The sequence below is a fragment of the Marinomonas sp. 63XJN7_9_ISO-PGPR-S23-217 genome, from assembly GCF_056173515.1.
In genome coordinates, this window is record NZ_CM149678.1 from 5,205,862 (window position 1) to 5,230,000 (window position 24,139).

Genomic DNA, 24,139 nt, shown 5'->3' on the forward strand with positions numbered 1-24,139 from the left:
AATCACCTCCCTCGCGATTTAACAGCGAAAACTAGCCTTTTAATGCTGCACTTAACGCTTCTTCTACATCAGAGGCACTAATTGACGCACTTCCTTCCTTCGCTGCTTGCGCAAGCTCTTTCTTACGCTTGCGCTCATTGTGGTAAGCCAAACCAGTACCAGCTGGAATTAATCGACCCACAACAACGTTCTCTTTTAGGCCACGTAAGTGATCTTTTTTACCAGTGACCGCCCCTTCCGTAAGAACACGAGTTGTTTCTTGGAAAGACGCTGCTGATATAAAGGACTCAGTTGCCAAAGAGGCTTTGGTGATACCTAGTAGCACACGCTCAAACTTAGCGGGGAATTTACCTTCCGCTTCCGCTTTTTCGTTTGCGTCTAGAAGTTGAGTCAACTCAACCTGATCACCTTGGATAAGATCTGTATCACCAGACTCACCCACTTCCACTTTACGTAGCATTTGACGAACGATAACTTCAATGTGCTTATCGTTAATCACAACACCTTGTAGGCGGTAAACTTCTTGCACTTCATTCGTGATGTAATCGGCTAACGCTTCTACACCTTGAAGACGCAAGATATCATGAGGGCTTAGCGGACCGTCAGCGATAATCTCGCCTTTTGCCACTTCTTCACCATCAAATATGTTGATTTGACGCCATTTCGGAATCAATGTCTCGATTGGATCACTACCATCTTGTGGTGTGATGACCAAACGAATCTTACCTTTGGTTTCTTTACCGAAGCTCACCACACCACTTGTCTCTGCCATCACAGCAGGGTCTTTTGGACGACGAGCTTCGAATAAATCCGCCACTCGAGGCAGACCACCGGTAATATCTTTGTTACCTTGTGATTCTTGCGGAATACGAGCAAGAACTTCACCTGATTTCACTGTTGCACCATGATCCAAGCTTAATAAAGCTTTCTCAGGCAACATGTATTGCACAGGCGATTCCGTACCAGGAATCAACACTGGGTTACCATCCGCATCCACTACAGAGATCATCGGACGAATGTCTTTACCCGCGGCCGGACGGTCACGCATCTCCATGACTTCAATGGTGGTCAAACCTGTCATTTCGTCAGACTGACGACGAATGGTCACGTTTTCTTCCATACCACTGAACTCAAGGCGACCTTGCATCTCAGAGACGATTGGGTGGGTGTGTGGATCCCAATTAGCAACGATTTGACCCGCTGTCACAGAATCACCTTCACGTACACTCAATACTGCGCCGTAAGGAAGCTTGTAACGCTCTTTCTCACGCCCTGCCTCATCCGCAATCGCCAACTCAGAAGAACGCGACGCCACCACCAAATGCTCTGCATCGCGGACGATGCTCTTCATTTTATGGAAACGTACCGTACCCGCACTCTTCACCTGAACGCTATCAACAGCAGATGCTCGAGACGCCGCACCACCGATGTGGAAGGTACGCATGGTTAACTGTGTACCCGGTTCACCGATAGACTGCGCAGCAACAACACCAACCGCCTCACCGATGTTAACTTGGTGACCACGAGCGAGATCTCGACCGTAACACTTAGCACATACACCGTGACGTGTATCACAGGTGATAACAGAGCGAATGATCATCTCATCCACACCCGCTGCTTCAATCGTACGAACATCATGTTCATCGATCAAGGTACCAGCAGCAAGAACCAAATCACCTTTCGTGTCGATCACATCTTGAGCCACAACGCGACCCAATACACGATGACCTAATGGGACAACAACGTCACCACCTTCAATCATCGCGTTAACTTTGATGCCATTTGTTGAACCACAATCTACTTCAGTGATTACCAAATCCTGCGCTACGTCTACTAGACGACGAGTCAAGTAACCAGAGTTTGCCGTTTTCAATGCCGTATCAGCTAGACCCTTACGAGCACCGTGAGTCGAGGTAAAGTACTGAAGTACTGATAGACCTTCACGGAAGTTCGCTGTGATTGGTGTTTCGATGATAGAACCATCCGGTTTCGCCATCAGACCACGCATACCACCCAACTGACGCATCTGAGCCACACTACCACGGGCACCAGAGTCGGCCATCATGTAAACGGAGTTGAAAGATTGCTGCTCAACCTCTTCACCCGCTTTGTTGATGGTCATCTCTTTTGCCAAGTTTTTCATCATGGCTTCAGTCACGGTTTCGTTGGTACGAGACCACAAGTCGATTACCTTGTTATACTTCTCGCCTTGCGTTACAAGACCATCTGCATATTGATATTCGATTTCTTTAACTTCCGCTTCTGCTTTGGCAATGATCGCTGCTTTTTCTGGCGGAATAACAAAGTCATCCACACCAACAGACGAGCCAGACGCCGTTGCGTAAGCAAAACCGGTGTACATCAATTGGTCCGCAAAAATACAGCTTTCTTTCAAGCCCACTTTACGGTAACACTCGTTGATCAAGTTTGAGATCGCCTTTTTCTTCATTGGCTGGTTAACCACTGAGAAAGGAAGGCCATCAGGCACAATATCAAACAACAGAGCACGACCAACGGTTGTGTCTACAATGAAAGTCGACGGCACTTTTTCACCATCTAACGTGGTATCAACTTGATTGATACGCACCTTGACTTTCGCATGCAATTCAACTTGCTTGGCACCATACGCGCGATGTACTTCTTTGATGTCAGAAAACGCCATGCCTTCACCCTTGGCATTGATTTTCTCACGCGTCATGTAGTACAGACCCAATACCACGTCCTGAGAAGGAACGATGATTGGTTCACCGTTTGCGGGTGACAGGATGTTGTTCGTCGACATCATCAAAGCACGCGCTTCTAGCTGAGCTTCAAGAGTCAATGGAACGTGAACCGCCATTTGGTCACCGTCGAAGTCGGCGTTATAGGCCGCACACACAAGCGGGTGCAACTGAATCGCTTTACCTTCGATCAACATAGGTTCAAACGCTTGGATACCCAAACGGTGAAGCGTTGGTGCACGGTTCAACATCACAGGATGTTCGCGGATAACCTCATCAAGGATATCCCATACTTCAGGTGTTTCACGCTCGACCATTTTCTTAGCGGCTTTAATGGTCGTTGCCATGCCGCGAAGTTCTAGTTTAGAGAAGATGAACGGCTTGAATAGCTCAAGAGCCATTTTCTTCGGCAAACCACACTGGTGCAGACGTAGAGAAGGACCTACTGTGATTACAGAACGGCCAGAGTAGTCAACACGCTTACCAAGCAAGTTCTGACGGAAACGACCTTGCTTACCTTTGATCATATCGGCCAAAGATTTTAATGGGCGCTTGTTGGAACCGGTAATCGCACGACCACGACGACCATTATCGAGCAACGCATCAACAGACTCTTGCAACATACGTTTTTCATTACGCACAATGATGTCTGGAGCCGATAGCTCTAGCAGTCGTTTCAAGCGGTTGTTACGGTTAATCACACGACGGTAAAGATCGTTCAAATCAGACGTCGCAAAACGACCACCCTCAAGTGGCACCAATGGACGAAGATCTGGCGGAAGAACAGGCAATACTTCCAACACCATCCATTCTGGGTTGTTGCCAGAATGATAGAAAGCCTCAACCAACTTAAGACGCTTAGACAGCTTCTTAATACGGGTTTCAGAGTTCGTGCTGTTGAGCTCTTCACGCATGCTGTTAATTTCTTCAGGCATGTCTAAGTCGCGTAGCAACATTTGAACCGCTTCAGCCCCCATACGGGCATCGAATTCGTCACCGAACTCTTCTAGCGCTTCAAAGTATTGCTCGTCGTTGAGCAACTGCCCTTTCTCAAGCGTTGTCATACCTGGATCAATCACAATGAAAGATTCAAAGTAAAGCACACGCTCAATATCACGCAACGTCATATCCATGATAAGACCGATACGTGATGGAAGAGATTTCAAGAACCAAATGTGAGCAACAGGTGACGCAAGCTCGATGTGCCCCATGCGTTCACGACGCACTTTTGACAGAGCTACCTCAACGCCACACTTCTCACAGATAACACCGCGGTGTTTCAAGCGCTTGTATTTACCACACAAACACTCGTAGTCCTTAATTGGACCAAAGATTTTTGCACAGAACAAACCGTCACGCTCAGGCTTGAACGTACGGTAGTTGATGGTCTCCGGCTTTTTAACTTCACCGTAAGACCATGAACGAATCATATCTGGTGATGCCAAGCCAATGCGGATCGCATCAAACTCGTCAGATTGTCCCTGTGATTTTAGAAGACCTAATAAGTCTTTCATGGATATTCGCCCCACTCGTAAGGCTGGGGAGAAGTACTCCCCAGCAGGTCAAATGTGATTCGTGCTTATTCGTTTTCCAGCTCGATATCGATACCAAGAGAACGAATCTCTTTCACCAACACGTTGAAGGACTCAGGCATGCCAGGCTCCATTCTGTGATCGCCATCAACGATGTTTTTATACATCTTAGTACGGCCGTTCACATCATCAGACTTGACTGTCAACATCTCTTGAAGTGTGTAAGCGGCACCGTATGCTTCTAGCGCCCATACCTCCATCTCCCCGAAACGCTGACCACCGAACTGAGCTTTACCACCCAGCGGTTGCTGAGTAACCAAGCTGTAAGAACCAGTAGAACGTGCGTGCATTTTGTCATCGACCAAGTGGTTCAATTTCAGCATGTACATGTAACCAACGGTTACAGGACGCTCAAACGCATCACCCGTACGGCCGTTAAACAAACGAACCTGACCACTTTCATTCAAGCCAGCCAAACGCAACATACGTTTGATCTCAGCTTCTTTCGCACCATCAAAGGCACCAGACGCCATTGGCACACCACCTGTTAGGTTTTTCGCCAAGGTTAAAATTTCTTCGTCTGTAAAGCTGTCCAGATCTTCCGTACGCGCACAACGCAAGTCACCTTCGTAACCATTATAGATCTCATCAAGGAAACGACGCAGTTCAGCTACTGCTTCCGCTTTTTCGCGTTCAACCGCCAGCATTTCATTGATCTTACGACCTAAGCCTTTAGAAGCCGCACCTAAGTGAGTCTCTAGAACCTGACCCACGTTCATACGCGATGGTACACCCAGCGGGTTCAACACGATATCAACTGGATCACCGTTTTCATCGTACGGCATATCTTCAACAGGCATGATCTTAGAGATTACACCCTTGTTACCGTGACGACCGGCCATTTTATCACCAGGCTGAATACGACGCTTAATGGCAACGTAAACTTTCACAATCTTAAGCACGCCAGGTGCTAAATCATCGCCTGTTTGCAATTTGCGTTTTTTATCTTCGAACTTCGCATCAAGCTCTTTACGGCGCTCAATCAAAGCGGCTTGTGCTTTTTCAAGCTGCTCACTAGCCTCTTCGTTGGCAACACGAATTTTAAACCACTCAGGGTGATCTAGATTCGCCAAGTAATCTTCCGTAATGATCGCATTGCGAGCTAAACTAGGGCCGCCTTCTGCTTGTTGACCAATTAAGGCCTCAGCGAGACGCTCAAAGGTTGCTTTTTCAACGATACGAAACTCTTCGTTTAAATCCTTACGAACTTGGTCAAGTTGCGCCTTCTCAATAGACTTGGCACGCTCGTCTTTTTCAATGCCATCGCGAGTAAAGACTTGAACATCGATAACCGTACCGCGAGTACCTGTTTTCACTCGCTGAGACGTATCTTTTACGTCAGACGCTTTCTCACCAAAGATCGCTCGCAAAAGTTTCTCTTCAGGCGTCAACTGGGTTTCACCTTTCGGTGTTACCTTGCCAACAAGAATATCACCTGGCTCCACTTCCGCACCGATGTAAACGATACCGGATTGGTCCAGTTTAGAAAGAGCACCTTCACCCACGTTCGGGATATCGGCCGTAATTTCTTCAGGCCCAAGCTTGGTATCACGCGCCACACAAGTCAGTTCTTGAATGTGAATGGAAGTAAAACGATCCTCCTCCACAACACGCTCAGACACGAGAATCGAGTCTTCGAAGTTATAACCATTCCAAGGCATGAAAGCGATACGCATGTTTTGACCCAACGCCAAATCCCCCATATCAACGGAAGGACCATCGGCCATAATATCACCAACCGATACTCTCTCGCCTTTCATCACCAAGGTACGCTGATTAATACAGGTATTTTGGTTAGAACGTACGTATTTGGTTAAGCTATAGATGTCAACACCTGCTTCACCCGCTACCGTTTCTTCCGAGTTAACACGAACAACGATACGACTCGCATCAACTGACTCAATCACACCGCCACGCTTAGCAACGATACAAACACCAGAGTCTTTGGCAACGTTTTTCTCCATACCCGTACCAACGACTGGCTTATCCGCCTTCAATGTTGGCACTGCTTGACGTTGCATGTTCGATCCCATCAAGGCACGGTTCGCGTCATCGTGTTCCAAGAATGGAATCAATGAAGCGGCTACCGACACTACCTGACGTGGAGACACGTCCATCAAGTTAACTTTTTCTTTTGGAATCAAAGTGGTTTCATGCATGTGACGCACTTGAACCAGCTCGTCCACCAAGCGCCCTTCTTCATCTACGTTTGCAGACGCCTGGGCAATAACATATTTCGCTTCATCGATTGCCGAAACATAAACCGTTTCGTCCGTCATCTTGCCGTCAACAATTTTACGGTAAGGCGTTTCCAAGAAGCCGTAGCTGTTAGTACGCGCATACGTTGAGAGCGAGTTGATCAAACCGATGTTTGGACCTTCAGGCGTTTCGATTGGACAAACACGACCATAGTGAGTGGCATGTACGTCACGCACTTCAAAGCCTGCGCGTTCACGAGTCAAACCACCGGGGCCTAACGCGGAAACACGACGCTTATGAGTGACCTCAGAAAGCGGATTGTTTTGGTCCATAAACTGAGACAACTGGCTAGAACCAAAGAATTCTTTGATCGCCGCTGCTACAGGTTTCGCATTCAACAAGTCTTGTGGCATTAAGCCATCCGCTTCTGCCATAGACAGACGCTCTTTCACGGCACGCTCAACACGTACAAGACCTACGCGGAATTGGTTTTCAGCCATTTCACCAACGGAACGAACACGACGGTTACCCAAGTGGTCAATATCGTCCACCATGCCGTTACCGTTGCGAATATCAAGCAAGGTTTTTAGAACCGCTACGATATCATCGTTATCCAATACGCCAGGACCGGTGTCTTCTTCACGGCCTAGACGGCGGTTAAATTTCATTCGACCCACGTTAGATAAGTCGTAACGATCTTCGGCGAAGAACAAACCTTGGAATAAGCCTTCGGCAGATTCTTTGGTTGGTGGCTCGCCAGGACGCATCATACGGTAAATCTCTACCAATGCTTCCAACTGATTATTGGTTGGATCAATGCGAAGCGTATCTGAAATAAATGGACCACTATCCAGATCATTGGTGTATAAGGTATCTATCTCTGTAATACCCGCACTCACCAACGCCTCTAAAAGCTCAACAGATAATTCTGTATTCGCTTCAGCAATAAGCTCACCCGTTGCAGGGTGGATAAGATTTTTCGCTGTGACCTTACCTAGCATGTATTCAAGTGGAACAGATAGGCGCTCAAGGCCTGCTTTTTCCATTACACGAATATGCTTAGCAGTAATACGACGACTTTCCTCAACAATGATTTCACCGTTTGCATCGGTAATATCAAACAAAGCCGTTTCGCCACGAAGGCGGTTGGCGATCAACTCCATCTCGAAACCATCACGGGTTAAGAAGAAACGGGTTGTCTCAAAGAAAGTGTCTAAAATTTGTTCTGTATCGAAGCCCAACGCACGCAACAAAATCGTTACAGGCAGTTTACGACGGCGATCTATACGTACAAACACGCAGTCTTTCGGATCAAACTCGAAATCCAACCATGAACCACGATAAGGAATAACACGAGCAGAATGTAACAATTTACCTGATGAGTGTGTTTTGCCACGATCATGATCAAAAAACACACCAGGAGAGCGGTGTAATTGAGAGACGATAACACGCTCAGTCCCGTTAATAACAAAGGTACCATTGTCTGTCATAAGCGGAATTTCGCCCATGTAGACTTCTTGCTCGCGGATGTCTTTGATGGCCTTGTTTGAGGACTCTTTATCATAAATGATGAGTCGAACTCGAACACGAAGAGGCGCTGCGTAAGTAACACCACGCAACTGACACTCTTTAACATCAAATACTGGCTTGCCTAAACGGTAATCGACGTATTCTAGCGCCGCATTGCCGGAAAAGCTGACCATTGGAAAGACAGATTTAAAGGCCCCATGCAGACCTAATTCCTCACGCTCTGCAATCGCTTTACCTTCTTGCAGAAAACTACGGTAGGATTCAAGCTGAATTGCCAGCAAGTATGGCACATCCAAAACGGGCGGCAGTTTACCGAAATCCTTACGGATACGTTTTTTCTCAGTGTATGAGTAAGCCATCAGCATTCCCCAGCTTGTGCACATTGACGCAAAAGGCCCAAATCAGGCCTTACCATATATGGGAGCATAATCTCCCATTTGAAAATTCTTTTGATTTTATTTGAGTTTATAGAAACCCAAAAAGGCCGGTGACAATACGTCACCAGCCATTTCGACTATAGGTCGAAATCTGGAAATACAAGTATCATTACTTGATTTCGACAGATGCACCAGCCTCTTCAAGAGCTGCTTTAAGTGCGTCAGCGTCTTCTTTAGAAACGCCTTCTTTAACCGTCGCAGGAGCGCCGTCAACCATGCCTTTCGCTTCTTTCAAGCCAAGACCAGTTGCCGCACGAACCGCTTTGATTACGTTAACTTTCTTATCGCCAGCAGCAGTAAGAACAACGTCAAATTCAGTTTGAGCTTCAGCAGCAGGGCCAGCTTCAGCAGCAGGACCAGCAGCAGCAACCGCTGCAGTTACACCGAATTTTTCTTCCATTGCTGAAATTAGTTCAACAACATCCATTACAGACATTTCTGCTACTGCATTGATGATATCTTCTTTAGTTAGAGCCATGACTCAGATTCCTAGCATTCTTTATAATCACCCAAGGGTGATAAAACAAAATATTTATCAAGAAGGGATACGATAAACCGTATTACGCCGCTTCTTGCTCTTTTTGGTCGCGAATTGCTGCAAGAGTACGAGCAAGTTTGCTTGTTGCACCCTGCATTACACTCATAAGCTTCGCAATAGCTTCATCGTATGTAGGCAATGTTGCCAAACGATCAATGTCGCCAGCTGGGATCAACTCACCGTTGAACGCCAATGCTTTTACTTCAAACTTGTCATTCGCTTTCGCAAAAGTTTTCAACAAACGAGCCGCCGCACCTGGGTGTTCGTTTGAGAAAGCAATTAGCGTAGGGCCAACAAAGCTCTCAGTTAGACATTCGAAGTCTGTGCCTTCCACTGCACGGCGAGCCAATGTGTTACGTACGACTCGTACGAAAACACCCGCTTCGCGCGCTTCTTTACGAAGTGCTGTCATGCTGCTCACGGTAACACCGCGAGAATCAGCAACAACCGCAGACAACGCAGTTTTGGCCGCTTCGCTAACTTCGGCGACAATGGCTTTTTTGTCTTCTAGACCTAATGCCACTGGTTTTCTCCTGGATTAGCAGAGAGTAAATTACTCTCTTGTTTTTACCAACTCTCCGATTACTCGAAGTACTTGCTGGTGAGTTAGATCCAGTTTATCTGAATCGGGCCACACCATCTGCGCAGGACCAACATTTTCCAACGTTGTTATTAAACCCAAAGGTTCCTGCGGTCTTTGACGGCCTGCTCAACATACTTTATGCAGGCAGACCCCAAAGCGCATGATCTAAATGGCTTATTACTTAGTAGCGTTAAGCGCACCTAGATCAATTTGTAGACCTGGTCCCATTGTAGAAGACAAGGTCACTTTTTTCATATAGACACCTTTAGAAGAAGCAGGTTTAGCACGACGTAGGTCAGCTAAAAGCGCTTCCAAGTTGCCTCTGATAGATTCTGCAGCGAAGTCAATAGAGCCAACGCCAGCATGAATGATACCATTTTTATCAGTACGATAACGAGCTTGACCTGCTTTTGCATTTTTTACAGCCGTCGCAACGTCAGGGGTTACCGTGCCAACTTTAGGGTTAGGCATTAGACCACGTGGGCCCAAGATCTGACCTAGTTGACCAACAATACGCATTGCATCTGGAGAAGCAATAACCACGTCGAAGTCTAGGTTGCCAGCTTTAACTTGTTCAGCCAAATCTTCGAAACCTACAACGTCTGCACCAGCTTCTTTCGCTGCTTCTGCGTTAGCACCTTGAGTGAACACAGCAACACGAACGTCTTTACCAGTACCATGAGGCAATACAGTAGAACCACGAACAACCTGATCAGATTTACGTGGATCAACGCCTAGGTTTACAGATACGTCGATAGATTCTTTGAACTTCACAGTAGAAAGCTCTGACAAAAGAGCAACCGCCTCTTCTACAGAGTACAATTTCGTTGCGTCTATTTTTTCTGCGATCAAGCGAGCGCGTTTAGTTAGCTTAGCCATTAGTTCACACCCTCAACGTCTAGACCCATAGCGCGAGCGCTACCAGCGATAGTACGAACCGCTGCATCCATATCTGCTGCAGTCAAATCAGCCTGCTTAGCAACAACAATCTCTTCCAGTTGAGCACGAGTAACCGTACCCACTTTTTGAGTGTTTGGACGAGGAGAACCACTCTTAAGGCCTGCTGCTTTCTTAAGAAGAACAGAAGCTGGAGTAGATTTCGTTTCAAATGTAAAACTACGATCACTGTACACAGTGATGATAACAGGTGTTGGAAGACCTGGCTCAATACCTTGAGTTTTGGCATTAAACGCTTTACAGAATTCCATAATATTCACACCGTGTTGACCAAGAGCTGGACCAACTGGTGGACTTGGGTTCGCTTGACCCGCTTTAACTTGTAGCTTGATATAAGCTTGGACTTTCTTAGCCATTTTTAAACTCCAGATGGGTCACCGCCCGAAGGCTACCCGTTCAACAAAATCAGGCCTTTTCAACCTGACTAAACTCCAAATCAACTGGTGTAGATCGCCCAAATATGAGCACCGCCACTTTGATTCGGCTTTTATCATAATCCACTTCTTCAACGACACCGTTAAAGTCAGCAAATGGACCTTCGTTAACACGAACCACCTCGCCCACCTCAAACAAGGTCTTAGGACGAGGCTTATCAGCACCGTCATTAACGCGCTGCAAGATGGCATTAGCTTCACGCTCAGTAATCGGGGACGGCTTATCCGCTGTACCACCAATAAAACCGAGCACTCGACCCGTTCCTTTCACCAAATGCCAAGAGTCATCGTTCATTTCCATTTGAACCAAGACATAACCAGGATAAAATTTTCTTTCGCTCTTGCGCTTTTTGCCATCTCGAATTTCAACCACTTCTTCGGTTGGCACCAAGATGTCACCAAAATAGTCTTCTTGCCCCATAATTTGCACGCGTTCTTTCAGCGAGCGCATTACGTGCTTTTCGTACCCAGAGTACGCTTGAACTACATACCATCGTTTCGTCACGAGCAACTCCTAACCTATTACCGAAGAAACGATCCAACCAAGGAGCGAATCTACCCCCCACAGTACGAGAGACATAAAAAGAACAACCGCCAATACAATTAAGGTCGTTTGAATGGTCTCTTGTCTTGTTGGCCATACTACTCGGCGAATTTCAGTTTTTGCTTCTTTCGCCAATGTGAAAAAAGCCTTTCCTTTCGCCGTTTGTAGCGCAATAAAACCAGCAACACCAGCCAAAACCAAAATAGCGATCAAACGATACAATAGTGACTCAGCAGAAAAATAGTTATTACCAACCACACCGACGGCAATCAGTAACACAACAATCGCCCACTTAAATACGTCTGTGCTAGACGTTTGAGTTTCAGTACTCGATCTCATACTTTCAGGTGATCCCTAATTAAGAAATAGGATACGAAAATGGCAGGCCAAGAGGGACTCGAACCCCCAACAGCCGGTTTTGGAAACCGGTGCTCTACCAATTGAACTATTGGCCTACATCGTATGGGCGGAGGATGATACTCGTATTTGCTTTGTCAAGCAAGAGCATTCGCCCAAAAAACAGACAATAAAAAAGGCGGCTAAACCACCTATCTTTTGTATCGGAAACACTGGAGCTCATGAGCAGACTTGAACTGCCGACCTCACCCTTACCAAGGGTGTGCTCTACCAACTGAGCTACATGAGCAACTTGGAGCGGGTAGCGGGAATCGAACCCGCCTCTTCAGCTTGGAAGGCTGAGGTAATAGCCACTATACCATACCCGCAACTGGTGGAGGGAGGTGGATTCGAACCACCGAAACTTTCGTGGCAGATTTACAATCTGCTCCCTTTGGCCACTCGGGAACCCCTCCACGTACTCTGTGCTTTTGAACAGCACCCCAAAAGGTGGGAGCCATTATATTAATCAGTTTCTGAATTGCAAGCACTAACAAGGATTTTTTTCTATTTTTATCATCATCTTGGTCAAATCGAACTGAGAAAGCAGTTTTTCTAATGCTTCGTTACTAATTGGCTGCTCTATATCAATCTGATGCAAGCTAACCGTGCGAAGATGTCGGTATATATTCAGCTTGTAATTCAGTTTGCTTTCAATACGCTTACGGGCTTCATCAGCCCCCTCTTGAGAAGAGTATAATCCAAGAGAAATACGATTTTTCATCTCACCACGAGTGATAATAAAACTATCAATAGAGCGGTTATGTAGCGCTTTGACAATTTCTCGAGCTTGCTCCTGTGTATCTGGCGCCTCGATGTACAACCAAAACTTAGGCCGCTTACCCATGACCTGTTTTTCACTGTATTTCCAGTTTAGCTTCTTCAGAGCCTGAATAATTTGCGCATCATCCGCACTTTTTTCGACCTCTAGCTGAGGACACACCATCGGACTTGTCTCAGAATTTGCCTTTGCAACTGTCAACGCTTTTTGAAGAGACGCCTCCATCTCTTGTGATTGCTGTTTGGCCTTGGTCATGGCAGCTTGCTCTTCACTGTTTGCAGGCTCCGATAAAAGTCGAATAGAGGTACTTACTGGCGGAGCATACACATGTTCATTCACCTGTGCGGTGTTATGTTTCATCATATGCGCCCACCCAAAAAAAGCGGCATTGACCAAAACAATAATAAAAAACAGCCACTTCATACTTGTTTCCTTATCATTTCATCACCGACGAGCTTTGCTCCTAACGCGACCAAGTGGGGGTCACATTCTGCCTCTATCCCTAACGTCTTAAGCAATTCTTGTGCATCGCCTCCTGTCACAATCCACCGGTGATCATGATAATTTCCATAGACACGCTCCAAAAAACCCAATGCCATTTGATAACATCCCTCGCCGACAGCTCGGGCCGTGGAGTTTGGCAAACCCTCACCAACTTTGAGTTCACTGGCGTCATAGCGAATTTTTGCGGTATTAGCCAATAAAGCATTTTCCATCATCATCAGACCAGGGACAATATAACCACCGAGGTGCCGTGCTTGCTCATTGACCACATCGACTTTGATTGCTGTTCCGGCATCAACAATGACAATGTTTCCACCATAGTGGTGGAAACCCGCGACAACAGTAAGCCAGCGATCAATGCCTAAACGCCAAGGCTCCTCATAAGCACACACCACACCACACGCTTGCGCAGTACTTTCTAGGACTACTAGCTGGCTATTGGGGTAGTAGGCTTGCACTTCCTGTTGTAGTGCCAAACTGGCATCTTGAGAGCGCACACTGGCAAAATAAATAACTTCAGGAAGAAAGTATCGTTTCGTTAAATGTTCATGATCCCTTACCTGCCACTGGATCTGCCCCTTTTCAAATGCGGTGTACTTGATGCTAGTGTTCCCCACATCGACAACCAGTAACTTAGCGACGACGGACACTGACTTCTCCCCCATGTAATCGTGTGATCACACCATCCTCACCTTCCACCAAAAGCGCACCACTTTCATCAATGCCTTTGGCAATGCCAGTTCGCTGCTGGGATAAAGAGCTAACGGTCACCGCTTGATTATGCAAAACATCGTGGGCTTGCCATAGCGATTGATAGTGTTTCATACCATGTCCATCCTCAAATGCCTTGCAAACCGTCACCAATTCATTCGTCAAATCCGCAAGAATTTGATTTCGGCTAGGCGTCTTAGACAATCGAGAAGCAAGATCCGTCCAAGGTTGGTCGACAGACGACATCACATCGGCCTCCATCGCCACATTAAGCCCTATCCCTATAATAACGTCACATCGATCTTCATCTGCTACCATTTCAAGCAAAATACCACAGACCTTTTGTCCATCGATTTGCACATCGTTTGGCCATTTTAAACCTGGGTTCGGAATACCTTGTTTTTTGATGGTACGGGCAACCGCCACGCCAACCGCTAAACTTAAGCCTTCCACCACACTCGGCCCATTTTCAAAACGCCAAGCAAAGGACATGGTGATATTTTTCGCCACGCCAGAGGCCCAATGGCGACCACGACGACCACGCCCTTGGGTCTGACGTTCCGCCGCAATCATCAAGGGTAGCGATGTCCCATCGTTTATACGCTGCTTCATATCACCATTGGTCGATGCTGTTTCGAAGACGATCGACACAGGAATACCGCTATCAAATCCCGCTTCTAAAAGCGCGTCGAGCGACAATAACTCCAATGGCGTCGGCAAACGATAACCGCGCCCTTTTACAGAATGAATTGTTATGCCAATGCCTTCTAATTTTTTTAGTTTTTTCCACACTGCTGCTCGGGTCACGCCAAGCGCTTCCCCTAACGCTTCCCCGGAGTGAAACTTACTATCACTCAATAGGGACAAAATTCGTTGCATTCAGAGACTCCAACTGTCTTCAGAGTTAATGTAAATCAAAGGCTGGAAACGCTCGATTATCTTGTGTTTGCAGCCAATTTTCGGCTAGGTATTGGCACTGCTGATCGATAACATGCAATGCATAAGCGTGACGCGACTGTCCGGAGCGGTTAGCGTAGCTTAAATGGGGAAACTCGCCATTGAGAACCACTAAACTGCCCTTTGGTACAGGCAAAGCAACCAGCTCGTCTTGTTGCCACTGATGCTCTTTTAAGGTCACCATTGTCGTTTCAATACCATTTGGAGAAACGCGTTCAAAGCGTTTTAACAACCCTATTTTGTGTCCGCCTGGAATCCCCCATAGACAGCCATTTTCTAACGTTGCGTCTTCGATAGCAAACCATAATCCAATCACACTCATCGGATCCGTATACAAAAAGGTACTGTCTTGATGGCAGTCAACCTCTCCACCAATGCCTGGCTGCTTAAAAATATACATGGATTGCACCGCCCGTGGCGTTTTCATACCAAGTTGTTCCAATAAACTCCCCCAGATTGAGGATAGAGAGAACGCTCGAAAAAGATCATCCTGAATATGCAGACCATGACCCGCTTTATTGATAGACAAAGACAAATCTTGTTTCAACTCCCCCTGCTCATCAAAAGCTTCTTCTTCAAAGAAAAACGAAATATTCTCTGAAGAAGCCATAAAATATTCATCGGTATGCCGCGATTGCTCATTAGTGGTAAAGATGGAGCGAACTGAGTTGGGATCAAAACGCGTCAACAATGCCTCCATTCGGACCTTTAAGGCATCGCATATTGCGGGCGGCACCAAGGATTCTAAAACAACGTATCCATCGTCATGATAGCGTTTCACCTGCTCGCCTGTCAGACGAATACGAGGTAGAGCGTTTAACATAGATGTAACCACAGAAGACGAAGACATTTTAATTCCCTATCACAATACTGAGTAAATATACCTTGATCCTAGCAAAGTTCACATAAGAACGCCCTATGCTATTATGCCCTCTTATTACATGGCATTAACCATCTAACGCAAGCAAGGATCATCATGTCGTCCTTATTCCCACCTCCCATTCGAGTAGAGTCATTATGGTTTCCCTTGGTGAAAAAGTTTTACCAAGCCCACTACCCTAGTGGCAAACCGAATAAAGCAGACCCAATTTGGGTCATCAAATACCAAGGAGGGATTTTAAGTGCGGTGCGATTAAAGCAACTAGCTCAGTGTCAATTACTTACTGCCATGGTGACCGAACCGACACATAGAGGTATGGGCATCGGCCATCATTTACTCCACCATCTTCATGATTCCTTGGTAGAGCGCCCATGTTACTGTTTCGCACTCTCACACCTTGAGCATTTTTACCAAGACAATGGTTTTCAAACAATAGAGTCCGCACAACTTCCCGATGAGCTTTCTGGACGATTGACGGCTTATGTCGCCCAAGGAAGATCACTCATTCCCATGCGCTATACTGCTGAACACGCGCAAGAGAATGCAAGTACTTACTAACTAATTAGAAATAAAAAAAACGCCAGTGGTACAGCTGGCGTTTTTATGATCTCTATTCCATGAGCGTCTTCTAAGGAAGACACTTCGATGACGTTAATTCAGGTGTCCTGCATTATGCAGTTCACGATTTTTCTTTAATGGCGGGTTCCACTGATAACTCCAAGTTTCAGACATGCGCTTACCATCAAGATCGAGATATACTTGCATATCGATTGGATTATCCGTTGCATCCGGCGGAACCACATCAAACATCACACGGTACTTATCGGAGTGATTGATTGGACGTACAGACTCCAGTTCCACTTTTCCTTTTGACGTATGGATAACCGCTTTTAACTTGCTACCATCACCAATCATGGGTAAATCCCCTCCTGCAAAGTCAATCACAAAACGCTTGCTATAATAGTGACGTTTCTGACCAATCACACCACCAATACCAGTGAAGGTATCTTGCACTCGCGCTTGAGATGAATGCTGTGGTGGATGACTACCCCAATACATATTGTAGCTGTACAGTAACTCTTGGCCGGGTTTGATTGGCTGTGCAGGATGCCAAAAGGCCACGATATTATCAAAGGTTTCATCCAAGGTTGGAATTTCTACGAGATCCACAGACCCTTTACCCCAGTTGCCTATAGGCTCAATCCATAAGCTTGGGCGTTTCTCATAAAACACCGAGTCGTCTTGGTAATGATCAAAGTTGCGGTCTCGTTGCAGTAAGCCAAACCCTTGCGGATTATCATCACTGTACGCGTTAAAACGAAGGTTTTTCGGGTTAGTCAAAGGACGCCAAATCCATTCGCCGGATCCAGTGTGCATAGCAAGCCCATCTGAATCATGGATTTCTTCACGCCAATCATAATTTGTCCGACGATCGTTCTCACCCACCATGTACATGCTGGTTAACGGAGCGATTCCCAAACGTTCGATCGATTTACGTGGGTAAATTGCTGCATCCACTCTCATCTTTAATGGTTCACCTGGAGTGATATCAAAGCGATAGGCTCCAGACACACTTTTAGATTCCATTAGAGCGTATACCGTCACAGTACTAGAGCCAGGCTTTGTTTTTTCTAACCAATAGTTAGTAAAGACTGGGAACTCTTCAGGCTGATCCAACGCCGTATCAACGGCCAAACCACGTGCAGACAAACCATACTGCATTTCACTGCCAACAGCACGGAAATAACTGGCACCAAGAAAAGCGACAACATCACGCTTCCAGTCAGTCGCAAATTGCATACGAAAGCCGGCAAAACCAAGGTCTTTTGATAGCTTCTTCGCGTCAATGCCTGATTTGCCATAATCGAACATGGAAGGTGAATAATCGATCGGTATGACTTTACCATCCTTGATTTCATTCATATGGACAGGCGTGTCAAATCCACGACCTAAATGGAAAAACTCCGTATGGAATAGCGACCCTTTTGTCTTCCATAGCGCCGCACTGTCTTTATAATGAATCTGCTGATAAGCATTCCAACTCAAGTCTTTCAGGCTACTTGGCACCTCACCTTGATGATTATGATAAGGCTCGCTAGACAAATGGCGTGCATAGCCTTTTAGCCATGCGTAGCTAAACGCTTCATTTCCGGGAGGATTCACAGGGTTGGAAGAAACCACCGAATTAGCGTCTGATGTTACTTCAGGGGTTGACGCATAAGTGGTCACACTCACCAACAAACTGACAGCCAATAACACCCGACTTGCCAAGCGTTGATAAGGCCTTTGTGAAAAAAAACTTGCCGAGACAAACGTCGGAGATTCTGACATTTTTGTGGTTTTATCAATACAATTGAATGGCATGGTTAGACTCTTAATTTCCTATAAAGATAATTCATTCTATCGATTTAAGAATCACTCGTATATGAGCCTTCAGGTAAACAATTAACATTTTGTCGCCTTTTACTTTGCCAAAATGTCAGCTTTTTCTATACAAATGTCAGGTTTGTATCCAGCTGTAAACTCAAACAACCGCATCCCTGTTTGAGATGCTTTTTAGCACTAAAATACCCAATTAAAATGAGTGGTGAATAAAAACTTTCGATTCTATTGATATTGTCAACAAACAATCGAACCATCGCTGGTACTCGTTTGCACAACCTTATAGAATCCCGCTGACTGAAAAATACTATCAAGGACTGTTACATGAAGAATGTCATTTTAGGCGTACAAATGCTCTTTGTTGCATTTGGTGCTTTAGTCTTAGTGCCATTATTAACGGGGCTCGATCCTAGCGTTGCATTATTTGGCGCTGGCATGGGAACTTTACTCTTTCAAATAGTAACACGTCGTACGGTACCTATTTTCCTAGCGTCATCCTTTGCTTTCATTGCTCCCATTATGTATGGCACGCAAACGTGGGGGATCGCTTCCACTATGGGGGGATTAGTTGCCGCCGGATTTGTTTACGTCATCTTAGGCGTCTTCATCAAACTAAAAGGCGCTGGATTTATTCATCGTTTATTACCTCCTGTCGTCATCGGCCCTATTATTATGGTGATTGGTTTAGGGTTAGCCGAAAGCGCCGTTCATATGGCGATGGGAAAAAGTGGTGATGGCTCAACACAATTAGTGAATAGCGATGTTTCAATTTGGGTCTCACTAGCTTCTTTGCTCACCACGATTTTTATCAGTGTCTTTAGTAAAGGGCTGTTTAAACTCCTACCTATTTTTGGCGGTATTCTCGTAGGCTACTCATTAAGTCTTGCCTTAGGAATTGTTCACTTTGATAATGTTAGCAAAGCAGCTTGGTTTGCTATTCCTCATTTTACGATGCCGGAATTCAACATCAACGCAATCTTATTTATGCTACCCGTCGCTATCGCTCCCGCAGTGGAACACGTCGGCGATATTCTGTCCATCTCCAACGTCACAGGTAAAGATTATCTTAAAAAGCCGGGGCTACACCGAACCATTACCGGAGATGGCATCGCCACTATGGCCGCCGCCATGGTTGGCGCACCACCTAATACAACTTATAGTGAAGTCACAGGTGCCGTCATGCTAACCAAAGCCTTCAATCCAGTTATCATGACGTGGGCCGCGATCGCAGCGATCGTTCTCGCATGGGTTGGCAAATTAGGCGCCTTACTACAAACTATTCCAGTCCCCGTGATGGGCGGCATTATGATTCTACTATTTGGGTCTATTGCTGCGGTGGGCTTAAACACCTTAATCAAGAATCAAGTAGACCTTCACAAGTCCCGCAACTTGGTTATCGTAGGCGTTACCTTAGTCTTTGGCATTGGCGGTATGGCATTCGGTGTGGGGGGATTTAGCTTACAAGGCATTAGTCTATGTGGCATCGTAGCTATTTTGCTAAACCTTATTTTACCAAAAGACATTGGCGACACTCGCTTTGTAGATAATGCGCAAATGGAAGAATAGCCTTTAAATAGAGCGATTAATTGAAAAAACGGCTTCGTATGAAGCCGTTTTTGTTAACGTTATAAGATATTCATCCTCTCTAGGACTGGGCAAAATGAAGCAGAGTTTCTCCCGTCAAACGGTAACCTACCCATTCATCTTGTGACTGCGCTCCAATGGATCGATAAAACTGAATCGCAGGTTCATTCCAGTCTAATACACTCCACTCAAATCGACCGCATCCTTTACTAACCGCTATTTGAGCGAGATGCTTCAAAAGCGCTTTACCAGCACCGGAACCACGTGATTCAGCTGAGACATACAAATCCTCTAAATACAAACCATGCTTTGCAAGCCAAGTAGAATAGTTGAAAAAATAGACAGCAAACCCAACTGGAACATTGTCAATTGAGCAGATAATGGCTTTTGTTGCTGAATCCGTACCGAAAAGAGAAGACTCAATAGACTCTCGTGTTGCTAATACTTCATTTGCCGCTTTTTCGTAATGTGCAAGCTCTTTAATAAAACGTAAGATCAAGGCGGAATCACTTGGATCTGCATCGCGAATTGTTATCCCAGACATTTATTCTTCCTTTTATATTATTCATCGTATTGAGTTAATGTCGAATAAGTAAGTATTTAAACCATCAGCATTAAAACTCAGTTTCCTTAGGATACAGCCAAGTCAACTTCAGTATTGTCCGATTCTTTGTCCTTTATAATGTGATCAACCACCGTATTTCGTCCTGCCTTTTTGGCTGCATACAAATGTTGGTCTGCAAGGTAAAAAATTTCTGAAAGATCCTTATCCTGTTGGGAATAGCCTACCCCTACACTCACTGTCACGCTAATCTCACCGACGACCAATTTACTTACAGTTTCACGTAACAGGTTTGCATAGTCAAACATCTCTTTTCGACTTTGATTCACCGCATAAACAGTAAACTCTTCACCGCCCCAACGGCCAATAATATCTTTAGAATGAATTTTTCGACTCAGTAGTGAAGCAATATTTGTTAAAACCTCATCACCTTTTAAATGGCCATAACGGTCGTTTACTTCTTTAAAATGGTCTATGTCCAAAAGAAAAATAGCAAAGTCTTGCTGGCCTAAATGAAACTCCGGTTCCAATTCTTGTGTCACCTTTTCTAACCCACGACGATTGAGTATTCGAGTCAATGGGTCAATATAGGCATAATGCTCCAACATAGACACCTGTTGCTGCGCTTTGTCTTTACTCGACCGTAACTGAATCACCGTCCACAACAAAACAATGTACACAACATGCGCCACTGCAATATTCATCACCACCCCCAGAGTATCCTCAATGGAATAATGCTGAATCAACACAACAAAATGTCCAATAACGGTCACACTAAACGCCAATATGGTCATCAAAATCGCTTTACGAACTTCAAGAAACAAATAAGCAATCACATAATTTAGCCCTAACCACTGGGCTGCATTGGAAAATATCCCATTAGTCGCCATATGATGCCAAATACTCGAAGCGATTAGATAACCCGCGACAACGGAATAGGTAGTAAGATGCAAATATTGATCCGGCACTTTTTTCGTCGTTGCTAGAAGATATATGACACTAAAACTTGATATACAAATGGGATAAGCAAACGCATCAAAAGAAGCGATGATGCCGCTGTTATAGTCAATAAGCCAAATCACCGAAAAACAGACAATGGCGAGTAAAAGCAAACGTCGAAAGACGACGTGACTCAAAATAGAAGGGTCAGAAGATGTGTTACTCATGTGTCAGCCATAATTATTTGTTACTTATAGAGCTTTCACGATTCGTCAGTAGCATCGTAAGACGACAAAAATATGACACATGCAAAGCTCACTACATGCAGCTCACATCCTTGAACTAGTATAAATAAGACGTAATATGAAAAGATACAGGATGATATTCAAGCTTTTACTCATATATCATTAAGCCATCATAGTATAAATATAATCCCCTTTTGGGAAGTGATATATGATATTGAAAACGCTCAATCCCCACTAATAACGGATATTGAGATGATATTTTATCAGGCACACTGCATAATATAACGCTAACCTAATCAGTATTAGCGTCATTTTTCTACTAAAATCACACAGACACATTGAGCTCGTGAGACAAGCGCAAGCGAATGCAGAAGATAATCTACAAAATGCTGAGAGAGTCTGACAGAATAAGAACTTTCAATGAATAAACGGCGTATGAGATCCATTAACCTAACGCTCTATCTTTGAAAAGATCTATTCAGATCAACCGTCACCTTGCTATTGGATTCGCGCCGACGCATTGAGCCTGCGAAACAGGCGCAGGCGAATATAGTGTCAAGGTCGTCAGCAAAATGATGAGAGCGCCTGAAAAAGTGAACACTTATGATGAGTAAAAGGTGGCTAGAATTCCTTGATCTAACGCTCCACCTTTGAAAAGATTAACTCAGATCAATCGTCACCTTGCTATGGGATTCTCGCCGACGCGTGAGCCTGCGAAACAGGCGCAAGCCAATACGATGGCAAGGTGGCAATCTGCAAAGGCTGTAGTGAGACGATGCCCTAACGGATCTGCGTTTAATTTTTAGGGTGGTTGACTCCCCTTTTTATTTTTTAGATTTTCTTGAGACGAAAAAAGCCCTGACAGCATAGCTATCAGAGCCTTCTTAATTTAAAGCTTGACGACGACCTCACGGATCTAACGCTATGCGTTATCCTGCTTCGCAGCGCCTCCGGCGTCTTTGACTGGTTCCTTTGGAACATCGCCAATCACATGACTTTCTAATTCAACCAAGCCCACACTACCTCGGCGATGGCAAGCGCCTGCCGCGAATAAAGTGCCACTTCTGAGTTCCGAGATGGGATCAGGTGCTTCAACCCGGCTGATGGTTTAAAACGTTTCTTGAGACGAAAAAAAGCCCTGACAACATAGCTATCAGGGCCTTCTTAAATTAAGCTTGACGACGACCTACTCTCACATGACTTTCTAATTCAACCAAGCCCACACTACCTCGGCAATGGCAAGCGCCTGCGGCGAATAAAGTGCCACTTCTGAGTTCCGAGATGGGATCAGGTGGTTCAACCCGTCTGATGGTTTAAACGTTTCTTGAGACAAAAAAAAGCCCTGACAGCATAGCTATCAGGGCCTTCTAAATTTAAAGCTTGACGACGACCTACTCTCACATGGGATCTCCCACACTACCATCGGCGATGGCGCTTTTCACTTCTGAGTTCGGGATGGGATCAGGTGGTTCAACGCCTCTATGACCGTCAAGCAAACGGGTGTGCGCAGTGCGCAAATTCGTTCACTTGTCTCTTTTAACAATTCTTCTTTGAAATAGCGATAACCAAGGTCAAACCAGTGTCTATCGTAATCTGTAAAACCACTTTGGTGTTATATGGTCAAGCCTCACGAGCAATTAGTATTGGTTAGCTCAATGCCTCACAGCACTTACACACCCAACCTATCAACGTCCTCGTCTCGAACGGCTCTTTAGGGAACTTATGTTCCAGTGAGATCTTATCTTAAGGGAGGCTTCCCGCTTAGATGCTTTCAGCGGTTATCCCGTCCGAACATAGCTACCCGGCAATGCCACTGGCGTGACAACCGGAACACCAGAGGTTCGTCCACTCCGGTCCTCTCGTACTAGGAGCAGCTCCTCTCAAATCTCAAACGTCCACGGCAGATAGGGACCGAACTGTCTCACGACGTTCTAAACCCAGCTCGCGTACCACTTTAAATGGCGAACAGCCATACCCTTGGGACCGGCTTCAGCCCCAGGATGTGATGAGCCGACATCGAGGTGCCAAACACCGCCGTCGATGTGAACTCTTGGGCGGTATCAGCCTGTTATCCCCGGAGTACCTTTTATCCGTTGAGCGATGGCCCTTCCATACAGAACCACCGGATCACTAAGACCTACTTTCGTACCTGCTCGACGTGTCTGTCTCGCAGTTAAGCGTGCTTTTGCCTTTACACTCTATGCATGATTTCCGACCATGCTGAGCACACCTTCGTGCTCCTCCGTTACTCTTTGGGAGGAGACCGCCCCAGTCAAACTACCCACCACACAGTGTCCTCGATCCGGATTACGGACCTGAGTTAGAACCTCAAACATACCAGGGTGGTATTTCAAGATTGGCTCCAATAGAACTGGCGTCCTATCTTCAAAGCCTCCCACCTATCCTACACAAGTAGGTTCAAAGTTCACTGTGAAGCTATAGTAAAGGTTCACGGGGTCTTTCCGTCTAGCCGCGGATACACAGCATCTTCACTGCGATTTCAATTTCACTGAGTCTCGGGTGGAGACAGTGCCGCCATCATTACGCCATTCGTGCAGGTCGGAACTTACCCGACAAGGAATTTCGCTACCTTAGGACCGTTATAGTTACGGCCGCCGTTTACTTGGGCTTCGATCAAGAGCTTCGCTTACGCTAACCCCATCA

The 24,139-nt window shown here is 45.7% G+C and carries 17 protein-coding genes, 4 tRNA genes and 2 rRNA genes (1 of these 23 cut by a window edge); 2 read left to right on the top strand and 21 right to left on the bottom strand.

Translation table 11 applies throughout. The annotated features are described in order from the left end of the window. Window positions 1-31 precede the first annotated feature (31 nt). The 16 genes from rpoC to AC0VYI_RS24350 all read right to left on the bottom strand — a co-directional run bounded on the left by rpoC (window position 32) and on the right by AC0VYI_RS24350 (window position 15,733). On the bottom strand, window positions 32-4,234 hold the full coding sequence (gene rpoC, locus AC0VYI_RS24275) for a DNA-directed RNA polymerase subunit beta' (protein WP_199477987.1): 4,203 nt from the start codon (window positions 4,232-4,234) through the stop codon (window positions 32-34). A 65-nt stretch (window positions 4,235-4,299) separates the two neighbouring features. Continuing rightward, entirely contained in the window at window positions 4,300-8,400 is a 4,101-nt protein-coding gene (gene rpoB / locus AC0VYI_RS24280) for a DNA-directed RNA polymerase subunit beta (protein ID WP_475446145.1), read from the bottom strand. Window positions 8,401-8,587: 187 nt separating this feature from the next. Then, the gene (gene rplL, locus AC0VYI_RS24285; protein ID WP_475446147.1) at window positions 8,588-8,956 is read right to left on the bottom strand and encodes a 50S ribosomal protein L7/L12; all 369 of its coding nucleotides are present in this window, start codon (window positions 8,954-8,956) and stop codon (window positions 8,588-8,590) included. Window positions 8,957-9,038: 82 nt separating this feature from the next. After that, the gene (gene rplJ / locus AC0VYI_RS24290; protein WP_199477984.1) at window positions 9,039-9,539 is read right to left on the bottom strand and encodes a 50S ribosomal protein L10; all 501 of its coding nucleotides are present in this window, start codon (window positions 9,537-9,539) and stop codon (window positions 9,039-9,041) included. Window positions 9,540-9,776: 237 nt separating this feature from the next. Next, a complete protein-coding gene (gene rplA, locus AC0VYI_RS24295) occupies window positions 9,777-10,478 on the bottom strand; it encodes a 50S ribosomal protein L1 (RefSeq protein WP_475446148.1) in 702 nt (233 codons plus the stop codon). After that, on the bottom strand, window positions 10,478-10,912 hold the full coding sequence (gene rplK / locus AC0VYI_RS24300) for a 50S ribosomal protein L11 (RefSeq protein ID WP_475446150.1): 435 nt from the start codon (window positions 10,910-10,912) through the stop codon (window positions 10,478-10,480). The genes rplA and rplK overlap by 1 nt, the downstream gene beginning before the upstream one ends. Before the next feature lie 49 nt (window positions 10,913-10,961). Then, on the bottom strand, window positions 10,962-11,495 hold the full coding sequence (gene nusG / locus AC0VYI_RS24305) for a transcription termination/antitermination protein NusG (protein WP_067020180.1): 534 nt from the start codon (window positions 11,493-11,495) through the stop codon (window positions 10,962-10,964). 9 nt (window positions 11,496-11,504) lie between these two features. Then, entirely contained in the window at window positions 11,505-11,873 is a 369-nt protein-coding gene (gene secE, locus AC0VYI_RS24310) for a preprotein translocase subunit SecE (protein ID WP_475446152.1), read from the bottom strand. 40 nt (window positions 11,874-11,913) lie between these two features. Then, window positions 11,914-11,989, bottom strand: a tRNA-Trp gene (locus AC0VYI_RS24315). Between the two features lie 115 nt (window positions 11,990-12,104). Further along, a tRNA-Thr gene (locus AC0VYI_RS24320) sits at window positions 12,105-12,180 on the bottom strand. Window positions 12,181-12,184: 4 nt separating this feature from the next. Then, a tRNA-Gly gene (locus tag AC0VYI_RS24325) sits at window positions 12,185-12,259 on the bottom strand. Window positions 12,260-12,262: 3 nt separating this feature from the next. Further along, window positions 12,263-12,346, bottom strand: a tRNA-Tyr gene (locus tag AC0VYI_RS24330). 74 nt (window positions 12,347-12,420) lie between these two features. Further along, window positions 12,421-13,134, bottom strand: coding sequence for an SPOR domain-containing protein (locus tag AC0VYI_RS24335; protein WP_475446154.1), 714 nt, complete (start codon window positions 13,132-13,134; stop codon window positions 12,421-12,423). Then, window positions 13,131-13,865 carry a type III pantothenate kinase gene (locus AC0VYI_RS24340; RefSeq protein ID WP_199477979.1) on the bottom strand — a complete coding sequence of 245 codons (735 nt, stop codon included), beginning with the start codon at window positions 13,863-13,865 and terminating at the stop codon, window positions 13,131-13,133. Before AC0VYI_RS24340 ends, AC0VYI_RS24335 begins: the two co-directional genes overlap by 4 nt. Continuing rightward, entirely contained in the window at window positions 13,849-14,805 is a 957-nt protein-coding gene (locus tag AC0VYI_RS24345; protein ID WP_475446155.1) for a biotin--[acetyl-CoA-carboxylase] ligase, read from the bottom strand. The genes AC0VYI_RS24340 and AC0VYI_RS24345 overlap by 17 nt, the downstream gene beginning before the upstream one ends. Before the next feature lie 25 nt (window positions 14,806-14,830). Continuing rightward, window positions 14,831-15,733, bottom strand: a complete 903-nt coding sequence (locus AC0VYI_RS24350) for a phytanoyl-CoA dioxygenase family protein (RefSeq protein ID WP_475446156.1) — start codon at window positions 15,731-15,733, stop codon at window positions 14,831-14,833. A gap of 126 nt (window positions 15,734-15,859) precedes the next feature. Here AC0VYI_RS24350 and AC0VYI_RS24355 point away from each other — a divergent pair, with 126 nt between their 5' ends. After that, a complete protein-coding gene (locus tag AC0VYI_RS24355; RefSeq protein WP_475446157.1) occupies window positions 15,860-16,321 on the top strand; it encodes a GNAT family N-acetyltransferase in 462 nt (153 codons plus the stop codon). A gap of 93 nt (window positions 16,322-16,414) precedes the next feature. Here the strand turns inward: AC0VYI_RS24355 and AC0VYI_RS24360 are convergent, their stop codons facing one another. Next, window positions 16,415-18,127 carry an OpgD/OpgG family glucan biosynthesis protein gene (locus AC0VYI_RS24360; RefSeq protein WP_475446159.1) on the bottom strand — a complete coding sequence of 571 codons (1,713 nt, stop codon included), beginning with the start codon at window positions 18,125-18,127 and terminating at the stop codon, window positions 16,415-16,417. Window positions 18,128-18,469: 342 nt separating this feature from the next. Between AC0VYI_RS24360 and AC0VYI_RS24365 the strand changes: the two genes are divergently transcribed. After that, a complete protein-coding gene (locus AC0VYI_RS24365; protein ID WP_475446161.1) occupies window positions 18,470-19,711 on the top strand; it encodes a uracil-xanthine permease family protein in 1,242 nt (413 codons plus the stop codon). Between the two features lie 79 nt (window positions 19,712-19,790). Here AC0VYI_RS24365 and AC0VYI_RS24370 read toward each other — a convergent pair whose 3' ends face one another. The 4 genes from AC0VYI_RS24370 to AC0VYI_RS24385 all read right to left on the bottom strand — a co-directional run. Further along, window positions 19,791-20,273 carry an N-acetyltransferase family protein gene (locus AC0VYI_RS24370; protein WP_475446163.1) on the bottom strand — a complete coding sequence of 161 codons (483 nt, stop codon included), beginning with the start codon at window positions 20,271-20,273 and terminating at the stop codon, window positions 19,791-19,793. Window positions 20,274-20,359: 86 nt separating this feature from the next. Continuing rightward, entirely contained in the window at window positions 20,360-21,457 is a 1,098-nt protein-coding gene (locus AC0VYI_RS24375) for a GGDEF domain-containing protein (protein ID WP_475446165.1), read from the bottom strand. Between the two features lie 1,396 nt (window positions 21,458-22,853). After that, window positions 22,854-22,968, bottom strand: a 5S ribosomal RNA gene (rrf, locus tag AC0VYI_RS24380). A 123-nt stretch (window positions 22,969-23,091) separates the two neighbouring features. After that, a 23S ribosomal RNA gene (locus AC0VYI_RS24385) occupies window positions 23,092-24,139 on the bottom strand (it continues 1,846 nt past the right edge of the window).